The following is a 16,217-nucleotide window of genomic DNA, read 5'->3' on the forward strand; positions in this document are numbered from 1 at the left end:
ACCTCATATTGAGATGCGCCCTTTCAAAATCATTTATTAATCTCTTTTTCTAACAAAGAATACGCCTGCTGCCGCTGCTGCAGCAATCGCAACCATGATTACAAAAATCATTACTCCATTGCCATTAGAGATTTCCTGGTTACCTGCTTCGGCTACCTCTTCATCTGGGATTTCTACTGAGTCCTCCTGAGGAGTTGTCTCTTCAACCACTTCCTCCTTTGGTTCCTCTGTAGTAACTTTCTCTGTCTCCAAATCCTTTGTCTCTGCTTCGATTACATCCTCAGCTTCCTCTGTCTTCTCAGATTCTTCTGATTTAGTAGCTGTTGACTTCTTTGTCTTGGTACCAGTTGATTTCTTTGTAGTACTAGCTGTCTTAAGCTCTGTTCCCTGTGGAACTGGAGTTTCAGCTATTGCAGTTGTATCAGCTGTGGTTGCCTGAGTAACCTGTGTAGTCTGACTAGACTGTGATGACTGTTGGCTAGAGCTTGATGAACCTGAGCTGCTAGGCTGAGAAGTATTAGTCTTCTTCTCAGTTTGAGGCTTACTCTCCTGCGCTGGCTCTTCTTTTTGAGTAGGCTCATCAATAACAGGTTTATCATCTACTGCTGGAGTTGGCACTGGTGTTGGTGCAGGAGTTGGCTCTTCCTTAGGCTCATCTGTTGGCTCTGGCTCTGGGATTGGTTCATCTGCCTCCCCCTGCTTCAACTGCTCTGCACTTGGTCTTACTGCTGTGAATAATGCTCTTGCATCATCAATGCTATAGTCAGCGCCATTGTTGATGCTAACCTTTATGTCATCAGCGAAGAGCTTGTAATCAGCTGCCTTTACTTCCATTGGTGCAAATACATCTGTGATAGTATCAACTATAGTTTCTAATACATCCGAAACTGTATCTAAGATTGACTCATCTGTCTTCTCTTCCACATCTTCATCTGTGATGTCTGTAACTTCAGCTTCAACTGCCTCTTCAGCTGGATTCTCTTCAGTTACATCTTCTGTATCAACTGCTACATCTGCCTCAGTATTAACCACTTCTGTCTTTTCTTCAGCCTCAACAGCTTCTATCTCTTCCTTGTTCTCTTCAGTATTAAGAATCTCCTCTGGCACATTCACTGAATACCAGCCATTACCAATGTGAACCATCTCCTTGCCAGGCTTTTCGCCAAAGATTTCCTGTCCATCCTCTGTTGTCGCATAGATATTTGCTGCCTCATAGAACTTTGCATTATCAAGCTGAACATAAAGCTTTGTCATGCCCTCCACATAAGGCTCTTCCTCGCCAATTGGCTTCACCTTCTGCTCTGGCTCTGGTTCTATTTCCGGTTCAGGCTCCTCTGGATCATCCTCTTTCTCTATAAATGTTCCATCGTAAACACTCTTTACCTCTGATGCTGTAAGAGCTGTATCGTATATACGAATATCATCAAAGAGTGCATCTCGGCAATCCTCATCAGTCCAAATATCACCTGCACCAACCATCACGTGGTTAACATTCTGAATTGCTGCGTCTCTGCCTGAAAAACATGTACTGATATCTTTCTTGTCATAGACAATCTGGTTACCGTCAAGGTAAACCTTAATTCCATTAGGATCTACCGTATAGGTTACATGCTGCCACTTTCCTGTAAGTGACTTATAGTTCAAACCTGGTACTGCGTCAGAATAATTATTTGCATTTATACGTCCTATAAGATTTGCTCCGATTCGAGTCATTGGGTAAGTACCAGTTGTTGCTCCATCAGCAACCCAGTCAGCCTCAAAAAGTGCGCTGTGCTCCCAGGTTGATTCACCAATATTTACCCACATGCTCACTGTGTAGCCACTCTCATCCACATCCTTGAAAATATCACCTGGAAGTGAAAGATAATTAACCTGTTTGTTTCCAGCTGCATTTTCAATCTTGAGCACTTCACCACGGGTTTCGTCCTCAATTACTGATGCTGTTCCCATAAGCTCTGCGCTCTTGCTAATCTGTGATGCGCTTGTTGTGGATACTGTGCTTCCAGAAACCTTGTCAAAATCATATCCAACAATAATTCTTGGACCGTTATATACAAGTACTGTATATTCCTTTTTTACAGTCACGCTGCCATAGGTGATAGTTGCAGTCAATGTCACCTTAGTGTCCTCGCCAGGAGTGAAGACCTTACCTGTGCTTGTAACTACGCCTGCATTATCTGTCTCCCAAGAAATTTCTGTTCCTGAAAGGGAGGTTGGAAGCGAAAAGCTTTCTCTGGTTGCACTTGGAACAAGGCTTTCAAGCTGCTCTGCAACTTTTCCAACCAGAAGCTCATCTGACACCTCGTACTTACTGCCCCAAACTGACATATTGTTATTTCCAATTGCAGTAAATGTCATTGTCTTGGCATCATTGTCGTTTGTCTGCTCAAAGAAAACACCCTTATATGCTGCCCCACCAATGTTCAATGTCACATAGGTATAATCAGCTGCATCAGCCATTGTCCATGTACCACTCTCATCACCTGAGATTGTGCCATTTTCTTCAAGGACGATATTCTCTGTCTTCAGCATGCTTCCATCTGTTGCTGAGTTTCCATGGTTAATATATTCATAAGTTCCAACCACATCATCTTTGCTGTACTTCTGAATCTGCTCATTTCTATTTTCATATACCGCAGTAACCAGCCAGTCATCTTCGTTAAGGAACTGCTGACGAACTCGAACTTCATGGTACTCGCCAACTGATGGGTCCAAAAATCTCTGATGGAAAATGTTATAGTACTTTCCGTCCTCAGTGATAAGCGCTGAGTTGTGACCTGCAGCTCTATAGCCTGGCTGACCGTAGAACTGATAGTTTCCGATAAGCTTTGCACCATACTTGTAGCAATCAACACCACTTCCACCTGCCTCGTTTCCAGCTGGATCAACATAAGGACCATACACATTCTTTGAACGGAAAAGTCTCATATTGTATCCGCCTGTTGTGGTAAGTCCACCGTAGGTTTCATACATGTAATAGTAGCCAGTGTTCTTGTCATACTCAATGTATGGGCCCTCGCCTGACTGATGATTTCCACCAGCAATGTGAACACCGAAGTATCTATCCACGTAATTTCCGCTGGTTTCCTCAATGCCATCCTTACCAGGATATATAGCCTCGCCAGTTTCCTTATCAATTTCAAGAATGAAAAGTCCACCTGACCAAGAACCATAAACCATGTAAAGATGCTCGCCACTTGTATCAAAGAACAGGGTTGGATCAATAGCGTTTGGCGCATAATTATTGTTCCAGCTTCCATCCTTGTTGAAGCACTTCCATGTAGATGCATCACCGTCAATCTTTCCATCGGCAATCAGCTTGTTGAATGGAAGGTAGTCCTTTGTCCAGGTAGTATCACGCTTACTGTTGCCATCATAATTTACCTTGCCTGTGTTTGTGAAGCCTGAGTATACAACAGTTCCACCATACTGATAGTCACCATCAACTCTCTTTGAAACCATATAACCTATGCAGGATCTGCGCCAGGTTGAAGATGCGCTGTAGTACAGCATGTAAGCGCCCTTTGTTCCATCCTCCCACACATATGATGGGTTGTAGATTACATCTGGTGCCCAAACAGCGTAGTTACCACCTGCACAGTCACCATCGTCGTAGCCAGCCCACTTGAAGGACTCCTTCAGATTCTCCTTCACATTGCCATAAATGGTGTTGCTGTCCACACTTTGATAATCGGTAGACACCTGCGTCCAGTTCACCAAATCCTCTGATGAGGCTGTAGCAATATGAGAGCCGAACACATAGAATTTTCCATTATCTTCAAAGATAGATGGATCATGCACTGATACTCTTGAAATGTTTGTTGCGGCCTTAGCTTCCAAATCCCCTAATCCAGCCAGCTGCACACCTGAGGTTGCCATAGCAGCTGACAAAGCAAGTGCCATGACTCGTTTAAACTTTTTCATTGTTCCCCCTTTTCTCCTTTTCCTTTTATTTAGTTTATACTAAAGTATTTTAGCTTATAATATTTATATATCTCTTTTTTGCCCATTATTCAACAGCTCATCCACAGTTTTTATGTTTTAGATTGATTTTCGTTAAAATATTTTAATTTTAGTCTCCTATTTTTATGAATATTGTTGTATTGACTGGTCGCATTATTTTTTAGGAAATTTTAAGACTTTTTTCATTGCTTTTAATCAGTGATTTTGCCATATTAAAGATATAAACCACATTTTTATTGGAGGAACTATGAAAAAGTTTAAAGAACAACCCTGGTACTCCCTAACAATGTCCATTTGCATTGGGGTAATACTGTTTGTGGCATTGATAAAGATAAATAGTGTGATAAGTGGAATTGGAACCTTCCTGGGATTTTTCTCCACTGTATTCTTTGGCGGAGTGATTGCTTACATCATCAATCCTCTAGCCATGCTTTATAGGAGAAAGCTCTTCGGAAAACTGAAGAAGGAATCCACCAGAGCAGCACTTGGAAATGCTCTGGCCTTCCTGTCGGTGATTGTTTTTCTAACATTTATTGGATTCACAATTGTCCCTCAGCTTATCGAGAGTGTGAAGACCTTTGCTATGAATTTCAATGGATATGTTGATGGGCTCCAGCGTACACTTGCAGCCATTGGAGTTTCAAATTCTGTCATAGACCTGAGTAATTTTGTAAACTCTTCTACTGATCTGCTAAACAACGTGAAAGAGCTTGCAACTAAAAATATGTCCACCATTATGTCAGCTACAACCAGTGTTGGCAAAGGACTTGGTCAGGCTTTCATTGCCTTCCTGCTTTCCATCTATTTCCTTGCAGAAAAAGATAAGCTTAAACGCGGTGGTAAAAGATTCCTCAAGGCTGTTTGCAAAGGACAGTATGACAAGGTTGAATATGTAATCATTCAAAGTGATAAAATCCTCAACCGCTACATCGTATACAACCTGATTGATGCCTCAATCATCGGTATCGTAAATGCGATATTTATGACAATAGCTGGATTACCTTATGTTGGACTTGTATCAGTTTTCGTAGCAGTTACAAATATAATCCCAACCTTCGGTCCTGCAATAGGCGCACTAATCGGAAGCTTCCTGCTCCTGCTGGTAGAGCCTTGGTATGCTGGTGCGTTCCTAATTTTCACCCTCATTCTTCAAACTCTGGATGGCTACGTAATCAAACCTAAGCTTTTTGGTGACTCCCTTGGTGTTTCAGGCCTTTGGATTCTCATTGGTATCGTAGCAGGCGGCAAGATGTTCGGAGTAGTTGGTATCCTCCTTGCAATCCCGATGGTCGCAATTCTCGATATGCTGTATCATAAATTTTTGCTACCATTTCTCGAAAGCCGATAATTAATTCGTGTGTATATGTTTGTAAAAGCGTGAAAAAAAGAGCCCTAGTAGGCATCAAGCTCTTAGGTCTCTCAGTGAGACATGTAGTCGAACAGAGAGACTCTAAGGCTTGTAGCCGTAACTAGGGCTCTATTATTAATTCTTTAGATACACGAATGATACGCATTACGCGCTAATCGTTAGATCTCTTCGTCGCCTTTAAGCTCACGAATCTGTCCAAGTATCTGCTTCTCATTGAATGTGAAGAAGATACATGCTCCAATGAAGCAGGTTACGAATGCGATAAGTGCTGTGGTGCGATAGCTCTGCTTTGTTCCAGAAATTGTAACTGAAGTAAATACTACCATTGCGATTGCCTGTCCCATCTTAAATGCAAAGGTACGAGCAGCGAAGAACATACCGCTTCGGTCCTCACCAGTCTGGAGACGTGTAAGCTCAGCAACGTCAGCAACGCAAGCCTGTGGAAGAATTCCAAGGATTGCCATTGGGATAGCTGCTGTAACAGCAACGATGAATCCCCATACAAGACCAACACCGCAAAGTGTTGTAATTAAGAATACAACGCTGTATGCGAAGAATCCGATGATAATAAGCTGCTTCTTTCCAATCTTCTTTGCAAGGATGTTAACAGCTGGATATAAGCAAACGCTGATGAATGTCATTGTAGCTGTAAGAAGGAATGTGTATGTATCTTCGATTTCCATAAGCTGTGTCTCGTAGAAAGCCAAGCCTGTCTGGAAAAGTGTAAGTGCGAAGAAATAAATTACATCACTGGCAACAAAACGTCTAAACTGATCGTTTGAAAATGTTCTGATAAGTGATGTAAATGGCTTTGTATCACTTGGCTTGCTGTCGATGTAGTCACGCTCATTGATGTAGAACGCTGGGAAAAGCATTGCAAGACATGCAATTGTGGCCATGATTGCAACAGCCATTCTGATACTGCCCTGCTGACCAAAGGTACCTGTAAGTGCTCCAGCAAGGTTTGGAAGCAGGAATGAGATACTCTGACCTACGATAAATGTAAATGAAATATAAGTCGAAACATTGATACGGTGCTGCTGTGTATCACCAAGCTCAGCAATAAGCGCTGTATAAGGTGTACAGAACATTGTCATGAAAAGATAGAACACCATTAAAAGAATGAACAAAGCAGTATCATTCAATGCAATATTTGAAGTCTGTGGAACTGTAAAAAGACCAATTGTGCAAAGAGTAAATGGAATAGCCATCATACGCATGAAAGGAATACGACGACCTCCCTTGTAATTACTTCTATCTGACCAACCTGCAATAAGTGGATCTGTGATAGCATCGAAGATTCGTCCTACCGCAAGAACGAGTCCAAATAATGTTAACTTAAAGAAAATAGGATCCTGTGTGATTCCTGATGCAAAAATACCTGTATTAGGATTCTGCTCTGATGGTGTGCCTGTGTAGTAATAAACCATCCAGTTTGAAACTACGCCGGAAAGCAAGCTCCAACCGAACTGAGCCAAGGCGAAAATCCAAAGAAGTTTGTTAGTAATAGGTTTAAGTTGTTTCATTTAATTATTTCCCCCTAAAGAATAAAAAAACTAGTCTAGTCACTTTGACTAGGCTAGTTCATAGTATACCTTATTCGGAACTGAAAACGCAATATTGAGTTTCCACCAATATTTTGCCGCTATTTTCTACAATATCCACAAGAATTTAGGCTTTTGCAGCTTCGATAATAAGCTCGGCGCACTTGTCATAACCAAGTGTTGAAGTCTTTAATGCCAAATCATAGTAGGCTGCGTTGCCAAACTCTGTATCTGTATAGTACTTACAGTACTTCTTTCTCATCTTATCCACTGAATGGATACGCTCGATTACCTTCTCTTCGGAAAGGTCAGGCATCTTTTCCATCATACGCTTTGTTCTGAAATACTCAGTGGCTGAAAGAAATACGTGAAGAGTTCTGTCGTATTCCTTCAAGATGATATTTGCATTTCGCCCAACGATAACAACATTGCCTTTTTCAGCAAGCTTTTTGATTGCCTCAGACTGAGCCCTGAAAAGGCGCTCATCCAATGGCTTGTTGTAAAAATCAAATAGACTCTGACCAAAGCCAAACTCCTTTGGAACCTTTTCATCGTAGAAACGAACCTCGTTTGGGGTAAGGTTTCCACTTTCGATTGCAGCTCTAAGAATCATATCCTTGTCGCAGTAATAGTATCCAAGCTCGTTTGCAACCTTCTGGCCAATAGTGCTTCCGCCAGCCCCAAACTGACGGCTAATTGTAATAATGTTTTTCATACCTTCTCATTTCCCTTTTATAATACTTTGTTTAAGAAATCGATTGTTCTGGCTTCCTTTGGATTTCCAAGAACCTCCTTTGGAGTACCCTCCTCCACGATATAACCACCATCCATAAAGATAATGCGGTCTGAAACCTCTCTTGCAAAGCCCATCTCGTGTGTAACAACAACCATTGTCATTCCTTCAGCTGCCAAATCCTTCATAACCTGAAGAACCTCGCCTACCATTTCTGGATCAAGGGCTGATGTAGGCTCATCAAAGAGCATAATGTCTGGCTCCATGCAAAGAGCTCTGGCAATTGCAACTCGCTGCTTCTGTCCACCTGAAAGCTGACTTGGATAGCTTGTTGCCTTGTCTGCCAAGCCAACTCGCTCAAGCATCTTCTTTGCACGTGCTGTAGCCTCTTCCTTCGAGCACTTCTTCAACTGAACTGGTGCAAGAGTCAGATTGTCGATAATGTTAAGGTTGTTAAAAAGATTGAAATGCTGGAAAACCATTCCGATATTTTCACGAACCTTGTTGATGTTGGTCTGCTTCTGGAGAATGTCCTGACCATCCACAATTATGCTTCCTGCTGTAGCCTTTTCAAGCTTGTTGAGGCATCGAAGGAATGTAGACTTTCCTGAGCCTGAAGGGCCAATGATGCAAAGCACCTCACCTTTATATACCTCAGTGCTGATATCCTTTAAAACCTCCAAATCACCGAAGGATTTCTTTAAATTTTTAACGCTAATCTTTACTTCGCTCTTATCTACCAACGTTGAGCCTCCTTTCAACCATCTTTGCACATCGCGAAAGAATGGTGATGACTATCAAATACATAATTCCTACGATTGCCCATGTCTGGAAAGACATAAAAGTATTGGCCTGAACGTTTTTAGCAGTGTTAACCAATTCTGGGAAACCGATAACTGAAAGGATTGAAGTATCCTTCAAGGTGATAATAAACTGATTGATAAATGTTGGAATCATAGTTTTGATTGCCTGTGGAAGAACAACCTTGCGCATGGCCTGGCTATATGTAAGACCAAGAGAACGAGCTGCCTCCATCTGTCCCGGATCAACTGACTGGATACCAGCTCTGATGATTTCCGCCATGTAAGCACCACAGTTTAACGCAAGACAAGCTGTACCTGCCTGAAGTGCAGTCAGATTCATTGAAAATCCACCAATGATGGTGTTGAACAAATATGGAATTCCGAAGTAAATGAAGAATGCCAGAACAATCATTGGCACACCTCGAATTACATCAACAAAAATCTGTGAAATGACATTACATACACGGTTCTTAAGTACACCCATTATTCCGAAAATCATTCCGATAATGCAGGCAAAAAATAGACCAAGTAATGCCAAAAGCAGTGTGCGTCCCAAAGCGATTAAAAGCATAGGACCGTATACTGTAATAATCTTAATCATATATACTAACCTTTCTATAAAAAAATATGGGCAGGGCATTATTATATACCCTACCCATAATCAAAGTCTACTCACCGAGATACTTTGCAATTATCTCGTCGTATTTTCCATTAGACTTGATGTTCTTAAGACCAGCATTGAACATATCAACCAATTCCTGATTGTCTGCATTGAAAATAGCAAATCCATAAGCTGCTGGATCATTTCCAGTACCATCTACTATCTTCATAGCAATGCCTGTGTCCTTAATGTTTGAAGCCATGATAGGGGTATCATCAAAGCAAGCTGCAACCTGACCGCCTACAACTGCCTGATACATTGTTGGTGAATCCTCGAAGTAAGTAACTGTGAAGCCATAGTCGCCTGCAAGGCTCTCAGCATAGCTTGCTGACATAGTACCAGTCTTTACAGCAACTGACTTTCCAGACAAATCCTCGAAGCCCTTGATATCAGATGAAGCTTCAACAGCCATGCTCTGGTTTGCATCATAGTATCCGTCAGAGAAAATCCAACCAGATTCCTTTCTCTCATCTGTAATAGATGCACCTGCAATCATACCGTCTGCCTGACCTGCCTGGCAAGCTGCAATTGAAGCATCCCAACCAAGTACCTGTACCTCGTACTTGAAGCCCTGATCCTCAGCAACTGCTGTAAGGATGTCCATATCTATTCCTACGAAATCACCATTGTCATCTGTGTACTCAAATGGCTTGAATGATGTATCTGTTGCAATTTTCCATACCTTGTCTGATGAGCTTGCTGCATCTGATGACTCTGCAGTTGGCTGGCTATCTGCTGCACCGCCACAGGCAACCAAAGACAACGCCATAATACCTGTTAATAAACCACTAATAAGTCTTTTCTTCATAAGATTTGATTTCTCCTTTTCTTAATAATTTATTTGCAAGCATCAATAAATGCCTGAACAATCTTTTTGCTATCTTCATTATTGCGATATGAAAACTCTGGATGCCACTGAACTGCCATGCCAAAACGTTGACCAATTATTTCCACTGCCTCAACAAGCCCATCCTCTGAAACCGCAGCTTGTGTCAAAATTGGTGCCAGTTTCTTTATAGCCTGATGATGATAGCTATTGACACCATGCTCTCCTGCACCAATTATATTTGCTAACTTCGTGCCCTCAGCGACATCAACCTTATGTACTATTCTATCATAAGGCGGCACCATATGGTGTTCTATTTTTTCACCATACTCACTAGGCAAATCCTGATATAAGCTTCCTCCCAAATGGGCATTGATAAATTGGATACCTCTGCATATACCAAGAAGTGGCTTATCCTCCTCAATGCACTTATCCAAAAGAAAGCCTTCCATAAAATCTCTGGCCTCGCAGGGCTTACCACATTTATCTGATTTGATAGCGCCATACTCGGATGGTGATACATCATGCCCTCCTGTAAAAAGGATGCCCTGGCATATATTGAAGGCCGCTTCCAGCTCCTCCTCATCAGTTGTAAGAGGAAACATTATCGGCACACCACCGCATACTTCAACTGCCCTCATATATCCTGGTAGCATCCATAGGCTATCTTTATCGTCGTCGTACAAAGGAATTACTCCTATTATTGGTCTCATTTCTTTCTCCATATTTGCAAAAAGGTGCCTGCCATTTATAGCAGACACCTTCGTCTTTGTTGATATGATAAAGGTTCATATGCAGTTTTTCAAGAGGTATCTTAAATTATTATTAATACCTTCAGCATAAATATGGCTTATCCCAAAGATTTAGCTTTGTACCAATGCCAAGTTCCAATGCCTTCTGATAACAATCATAGCCCCAAGACAAATCTTCTAATGGCATTCCACCTATTGAACACATTACTATTTCATTCTTAGAAATGGGTTTATTTTTAAAAATGTAAAGCTTACAATTACGGTAACAGTATTATTTGTAGAGGAGGGTTATGAAATGTCTGTATTAGCTGCTTTTATGGTTCCACATCCACCACTAATCGTTCCAGCCGTTGGACGTGGCGGTGAAAAAGAAATTCTTGAAACGACAAGGGCTTATACTCAGGTAGCCGAAGAAATCGCTGCCCTAAAGCCTGATACAATCATTATCACAAGCCCTCATTCCATCATGTACTCAGATTATTTTCATATTTCTCCTGGAAATGGCGCCACTGGTAGCTTTGCGAATTTCCGTGCACCAGAGGTTACTTTCACAGAACAATATGACACCCAACTGGTTGGACTAATATGCCATCTTGCAGATAAAGAAGATTTCCCTGCCGGTACTCTTGGAGAAAGAAATCCTGAATTAGACCATGGAACAATGGTCCCATTATGGTTTATCCGTCAAAAATATAAGGAAGGTAGGATTATCAGAATCGGCCTTTCAGGTCTTCCGCTCACCGAGCATTATCACCTTGGCGAACTTATCGCCAAGGCCTCCAATGAATCTGGCAAGCGAGTCGTTATTGTTGCTAGCGGTGATTTATCTCATAAGCTGCAGGATTATGGCCCATACGGATTTGCAAAAGAGGGTCCCGTATATGATTCGAGGATTATGGACGTATGCGGAAAAGCGAATTTTGGAGAGCTTTTTGATTTTGATGAAAGCTTTTGCGAGAAGGCTGCTGAATGTGGTCATCGTTCCTTTGTCATCATGGCTGGCGCTTTCGACGGTCTTAATGTAAATGCAACTTCCCTGTCCCATCAGGATGTTACTGGCGTTGGCTATGGCATTTGCACCTTTTATCCACAAGATGAAAACGAAAACAGACATTTCTTAACAGCTTATACCCAAAAGCTTGAGAGTGAATGTATAAAAAGAAACGAAGCAAGTGATGATTATGTCAAATTGGCAAGAGCCAGCATCGAGTCGTGGGTAAAGGGTCGTCATCAAATATCCGTTCCAGATGGCTTACCTGCTGAAATGCTTAATCGGGCTGCAGGCACCTTTGTGTCTATCCACAAGTTTGGACGCTTAAGAGGCTGCATCGGAACTATCGCAGCCACTCAAGATAACATAGCTGAGGAAATCATTCATAATGCAATGAGTGCTAGCACCCGTGACAATCGCTTCGATCCTATAACCGAGAAGGAACTAAAATACCTGGAAATCAGCGTTGACGTTTTGGGACCAACAGAAGATATTGACTCCCCTGACCAGCTTGATGTGAAACGATATGGTGTGATTGTCAGTCACGGCTTTAAACGAGGTCTGCTTTTACCTAACCTTGATGGTGTGGACTCCATAGAACAGCAAATCAACATTGCGCGCCAGAAGGGCGGTATTGATGCTGATGAACCATATAAGTTACAACGTTTTGAAGTCGTTAGGCACTATTAATCATTTGTTGGATTTACATGAGGGCATGGACTATGGCACGATGCGATGTATGCTTTAGACACTGTGATATATATGAGGGTAAGTTAGGATTCTGTGGCGCAAGAACGGTAAAAAATGGTGTTGTAATACCTGCTAATTATGGAAAGATCACAAGCATCGCACTGGATCCAATCGAAAAGAAGCCTCTGGCTCGCTTCTCCCCTGGAAGTAAAATCCTTTCCGTGGGAAGCTATGGCTGCAACCTTAGATGCCCCTTCTGCCAAAACTATGAAATCTCATGGTCGGAAGAAGCTAAAAGATTTGCAGAGGAATCTCATTTCCTAAGCCCAGGTGAGCTTGTGGAAATTGCAAATGAAACTCGTGATAAAGGAAATATTGGTATCGCATTTACGTATAACGAACCACTTATCGACTATGAATACGTGTTGGACTCTGCCAAACTGGCCAAAGCCCACGACCTTAAAACTGTTATAGTTTCAAACGGAACAGCTGAGCTTCCTATACTTGAAAGGCTAGCGCCATATATCGATGCCATGAACATCGACCTAAAGGGCTTCACCGATGATTATTACGGAAAGATCCTTGGCGGAAATAGAAAACAGGTAATGGACTTCATTTCTCAGGCGGTAAAATCTGCCCACGTTGAGCTAACCACGCTTATCATTCCCGATGAAAATGACACCGAAGACGAAATTCGTGCACTCTCTGCATGGGTCGGCTCCCTTACAAATCCTAATGGTGAAGGGGTTCCACTCCACATTTCTCGCTTCTTCCCACGTTTCCACATGACAGACCGCCCTGCCACGGATGTTAGCAAGGTTTATCGACTGGCCGAAATTGCCCGTGAGAAGGTGGAGTATGTGTATACGGGGAATTGTTGATGTATTCTCACGCTAACATCACTTTCCCGGAGGTGGGAAGGTGATATTTTACTACCTTCAGTGACTATTGCTCCTCTGATAGTAAAAAATACGGTCTCTTTACTACCCCTGCTGAATATTTTTCTCAAGCTATTAAAAAAAGTATGTTTTTTACTACCTCTGCTGAGTTTTCTTTACACGATAGTAAAATGAATATGTTTTTTACTATCTCTCCAACTATTATTTAACTAGGTAGTAAAACAGGTGAACATTTTACTATCCATATCAGAGATTAGATTGGAGACAGTAATTAAACTCCTCGATTGACTTTGCTAAAGTATGAATTTAATATGAATGATGAAAAATACATGATAGTAATCAAAAATCTTACTAATTCTTTCTGCTCAAACTCTTTGACTGTAAGAAAGGCAATTCGATATGCACCCCATAATTGTATTTGATATAGATGGAACATTAACTGATTTCAGAAGTTTTATCAGAACCATCGGCATTCCTTATTTCGAAATGAAATACTATCTGAAAGTTAAAAATCCAGATGCATTAGAGCTTGAAGATATTTTTGAATTAGACTCGATTTTTTTCAAAAGAAGAAAAGAAGCAAATGCTAAACGCCTTTTGGATAAGCCACAGATTTGTTCAATTTTCTCTATTAGACAGATACAGAAGTGATGCCGTAGCATAATGTCAATCTTATGAAAAAGAAAGGCTTCAAAATTGAGTTACACTCTTCCAGAGACAAAACCTGCGAGAATTCTGCACAAATACTTCTAGCAGTTTCCAATAACGTGGAGCTAGAATTTGATTCATCGCACAGCATAAGGAATTATAGTGAAGAAATAACTCACATGTATTCAAATGTATACGTAATACGTAACTGGAAAATCGTTACAATCTCGGCATCTTTACTGAGGGAACCACTAGGAAAGAAGGCGAAAACTTTTTTGGCTCTTTTAATACTGGCTTTGTCGATTTAGCCAAACAGAAGGTTTAGAGCTCTGTAAAAAAGAGGCTTTTAAACTCAACGCATAAACATCGGCGATACAGTTGTACTGGCCGCCGAAGCATATTTTTCACATATCTATAATATTAAAGTAATTAACCGCGGAGAACGAACTTCTCGACCACAGTCGCTACACCGTCTTCATCGTTTGAAGGTGCAATAAAATTAGCCCATTCCTTTGTTTCGTCCTTTGCATTTTCCATCGCTACGGAAAAGCCTGCGTAACGCATCATAGGAATATCATTATAGCCATCTCCACATGCTATTAGGTTCTTTCTATCCAAATCAAGTTTACCTAAAAGCATTTCAAGTGAGGTGGCTTTTTCAATACCATTCGGTGTGATTTCCAAGAAGTACGACTCGGAAAAGAAAACATTTACCTCTCCCTTAAGCTTTTCATTAAGCTCAGCCTGAACCTTCTGGAGCGCCTCGTGTTCTCCTACAACCATAAATTTCACTGGGGGATCCAGCTTCGCTGTTTCATCCAGATGGAAAACCTGGTTAATAGGAATGTTGTTAATCTTTGATTCCAGCTTTACATATTCATCGTTCTCATTTGTAGTGATGATACCTTCCGCATCGTAAGTAAGTGGGGTAACACCATACTTCTTCGCCACATGAACGATGTCTGAATAACACTTTTCTGGAATAGTCTCTCTGCGAATGACATCTCCAGTCTTACAATTGATAATCATTCCTCCATTATATGATAGGATGTAACCTCCAACCTGTTCCAAATGAAGATGATGAGCTATATGCTTAATGCCAGGTACTGGTCTTCCCGACGCGAGAATAATATGAACTCCAGCCTCTGCAGCCTTCATTATTACTTCTTTATTTCTTTTACTGACTTCTTTTTTGCTATTTAAAAGAGTCCCATCTAAATCCAGGGCTATTGCTTTGTACTTCATATATCTATAACTTTCTAAAAAACAAATTTGAAAGCTATATTATCAAAGGATGGTGCGGTTCGTCAATTGTATATTGATAGAACTCCCTTAACTATATATTCCTTGTTCAGTGAAGGCATATGGCATCTTTTATGTGTAAACCGCGTTTATTTCCACTTTCGTTTAAAGTCACAAATTGTGACTTCATGTATTCTATATTCAAACAAGGTGATTTTTGTGGTCGCAAAAATCGACCGCAACCCACCTTTTCAAATTTTTAAACTCTTTCCTACATCTCCTCAAGGCTTTCTATCTTCTTCAGTGCCTCCATATAAGCCATAAGCCTCTTCTGCTATTCTTCCTTAACTTGATATGAATCTGATTGTCACATGGAGCATATCCTTGATTTAGCATTTTCTTTTCACCTCCTCTCTAAACTGGAAATCATTGTTTATGAACACATTATCCAAGAAATATACGGTCCAATCCGTATATCCAAGAGGTAGGAATATTTTTAAAAGAATTAAAAATTCCACGTTTTTAGATTTAGCCGTATCCCACAAACGTGTGTTCCGTTATAATATAGATGTGCCATTTATATAAACTTTGTTAAAGGGGACTGGTTTCATGAAATGTAAATTATCGATTCAGGAAAAATTGAAAGATTTGAGAATTGAAAAAGGCCTGTCTCTGCAAGAACTGTCAGAGCAGACCGGCATATCAAGCTCATCTGCTCATGCAGATGTTCCCGGGGATTAGGGGTTGTTCCCAACAAGCTGCACAGGCTTTGTCTGGACACAGACATTGCTTGCGCGAAAGAACAAACTCTCACTAATGTCATTAGTTGCAACAAGAATTGTTTACCAACTTTAAGGACTTCTTATCACCATGCATGCTCTGCAGGAATATATTCTATGAAGCATTTCCCGCGCTCCACACTTTTTAAGAATACAAGCCCCTCATCAAATCTGTCCGCAAGCCACGCCTTCTTTGAAGATACCTGTACATCTTTATTGTTGGATATGGCACAGCAGATATGCTCCTCTTCCAGATTCTCTTTTGTAACCCTGATATACTCCATAGTCAGCTCTCCTGTCTACACTCCGTTCCGGTC

14 protein-coding genes and 2 pseudogenes are annotated in these 16,217 nt (G+C 41.2%); 6 read left to right on the forward strand and 10 right to left on the reverse strand.

Going from position 1 to position 16,217, the window contains the following annotated elements:
* Positions 1-36: 36 nt before the first annotated feature.
* Positions 37-3,924 carry a lipocalin-like domain-containing protein gene (locus tag FXF36_RS06325; protein WP_151622989.1) on the reverse strand — a complete coding sequence of 1,296 codons (3,888 nt, stop codon included), beginning with the start codon at positions 3,922-3,924 and terminating at the stop codon, positions 37-39.
* A gap of 286 nt (positions 3,925-4,210) precedes the next feature.
* Between FXF36_RS06325 and FXF36_RS06330 the strand changes: the two genes are divergently transcribed.
* The gene (locus tag FXF36_RS06330) at positions 4,211-5,311 is read left to right on the forward strand and encodes an AI-2E family transporter (RefSeq protein ID WP_151622990.1); all 1,101 of its coding nucleotides are present in this window, start codon (positions 4,211-4,213) and stop codon (positions 5,309-5,311) included.
* 179 nt (positions 5,312-5,490) lie between these two features.
* On the opposite strand, the gene FXF36_RS06335 is transcribed toward FXF36_RS06330, so the two are convergent.
* The 7 genes from FXF36_RS06335 to FXF36_RS16565 all read right to left on the reverse strand — a co-directional run bounded on the left by FXF36_RS06335 (position 5,491) and on the right by FXF36_RS16565 (position 10,856).
* Complete coding sequence (locus FXF36_RS06335; RefSeq protein ID WP_151622991.1) at positions 5,491-6,858, reverse strand: MFS transporter; 1,368 nt, start codon at positions 6,856-6,858, stop codon at positions 5,491-5,493.
* A 145-nt stretch (positions 6,859-7,003) separates the two neighbouring features.
* The gene (locus tag FXF36_RS06340) at positions 7,004-7,591 is read right to left on the reverse strand and encodes a cytidylate kinase-like family protein (protein ID WP_151622992.1); all 588 of its coding nucleotides are present in this window, start codon (positions 7,589-7,591) and stop codon (positions 7,004-7,006) included.
* A 17-nt stretch (positions 7,592-7,608) separates the two neighbouring features.
* Entirely contained in the window at positions 7,609-8,352 is a 744-nt protein-coding gene (locus tag FXF36_RS06345; protein ID WP_151622993.1) for an amino acid ABC transporter ATP-binding protein, read from the reverse strand.
* Positions 8,342-9,013, reverse strand: coding sequence for an amino acid ABC transporter permease (locus FXF36_RS06350; RefSeq protein WP_151622994.1), 672 nt, complete (start codon positions 9,011-9,013; stop codon positions 8,342-8,344). Before FXF36_RS06350 ends, FXF36_RS06345 begins: the two co-directional genes overlap by 11 nt.
* A gap of 67 nt (positions 9,014-9,080) precedes the next feature.
* Complete coding sequence (locus tag FXF36_RS06355) at positions 9,081-9,881, reverse strand: transporter substrate-binding domain-containing protein (RefSeq protein ID WP_151622995.1); 801 nt, start codon at positions 9,879-9,881, stop codon at positions 9,081-9,083.
* A 29-nt stretch (positions 9,882-9,910) separates the two neighbouring features.
* Positions 9,911-10,612, reverse strand: a complete 702-nt coding sequence (locus tag FXF36_RS06360; RefSeq protein WP_151622996.1) for a gamma-glutamyl-gamma-aminobutyrate hydrolase family protein — start codon at positions 10,610-10,612, stop codon at positions 9,911-9,913.
* 121 nt (positions 10,613-10,733) lie between these two features.
* The gene (locus tag FXF36_RS16565; protein WP_317617425.1) at positions 10,734-10,856 is read right to left on the reverse strand and encodes a hypothetical protein; all 123 of its coding nucleotides are present in this window, start codon (positions 10,854-10,856) and stop codon (positions 10,734-10,736) included.
* 90 nt (positions 10,857-10,946) lie between these two features.
* On the opposite strand from FXF36_RS16565, the gene amrA reads away from it, so the two are divergent.
* The 4 genes from amrA to FXF36_RS06380 all read left to right on the forward strand — a co-directional run bounded on the left by amrA (position 10,947) and on the right by FXF36_RS06380 (position 14,187).
* Positions 10,947-12,332 (forward strand): AmmeMemoRadiSam system protein A, encoded by a 1,386-nt coding sequence (gene amrA / locus FXF36_RS06365; protein WP_151622997.1) that lies wholly within the window; start codon positions 10,947-10,949, stop codon positions 12,330-12,332.
* Between the two features lie 32 nt (positions 12,333-12,364).
* Entirely contained in the window at positions 12,365-13,213 is an 849-nt protein-coding gene (amrS, locus tag FXF36_RS06370) for an AmmeMemoRadiSam system radical SAM enzyme (protein WP_151622998.1), read from the forward strand.
* Positions 13,214-13,630: 417 nt separating this feature from the next.
* A complete protein-coding gene (locus FXF36_RS06375; RefSeq protein ID WP_151622999.1) occupies positions 13,631-13,882 on the forward strand; it encodes a hypothetical protein in 252 nt (83 codons plus the stop codon).
* 23 nt (positions 13,883-13,905) lie between these two features.
* The gene (locus tag FXF36_RS06380; protein WP_151623000.1) at positions 13,906-14,187 is read left to right on the forward strand and encodes a hypothetical protein; all 282 of its coding nucleotides are present in this window, start codon (positions 13,906-13,908) and stop codon (positions 14,185-14,187) included.
* 121 nt (positions 14,188-14,308) lie between these two features.
* Here the strand turns inward: FXF36_RS06380 and FXF36_RS06385 are convergent, their stop codons facing one another.
* A complete protein-coding gene (locus tag FXF36_RS06385) occupies positions 14,309-15,124 on the reverse strand; it encodes a Cof-type HAD-IIB family hydrolase (RefSeq protein WP_151623001.1) in 816 nt (271 codons plus the stop codon).
* A gap of 606 nt (positions 15,125-15,730) precedes the next feature.
* Between FXF36_RS06385 and FXF36_RS16570 the strand changes: the two are divergent.
* Positions 15,731-15,835: pseudogene (locus FXF36_RS16570) on the forward strand (helix-turn-helix domain-containing protein); the annotation flags it as partial.
* A gap of 154 nt (positions 15,836-15,989) precedes the next feature.
* Here FXF36_RS16570 and FXF36_RS06400 read toward each other — a convergent pair.
* Positions 15,990-16,184: pseudogene (locus FXF36_RS06400) on the reverse strand (GNAT family N-acetyltransferase); the annotation flags it as partial.
* Positions 16,185-16,217 lie beyond the last annotated feature (33 nt).

It is taken from the genome of Pseudobutyrivibrio xylanivorans (assembly GCF_008935055.1).
Classification (GTDB): Bacteria; Bacillota; Clostridia; order Lachnospirales; family Lachnospiraceae; genus Pseudobutyrivibrio; species Pseudobutyrivibrio xylanivorans_A.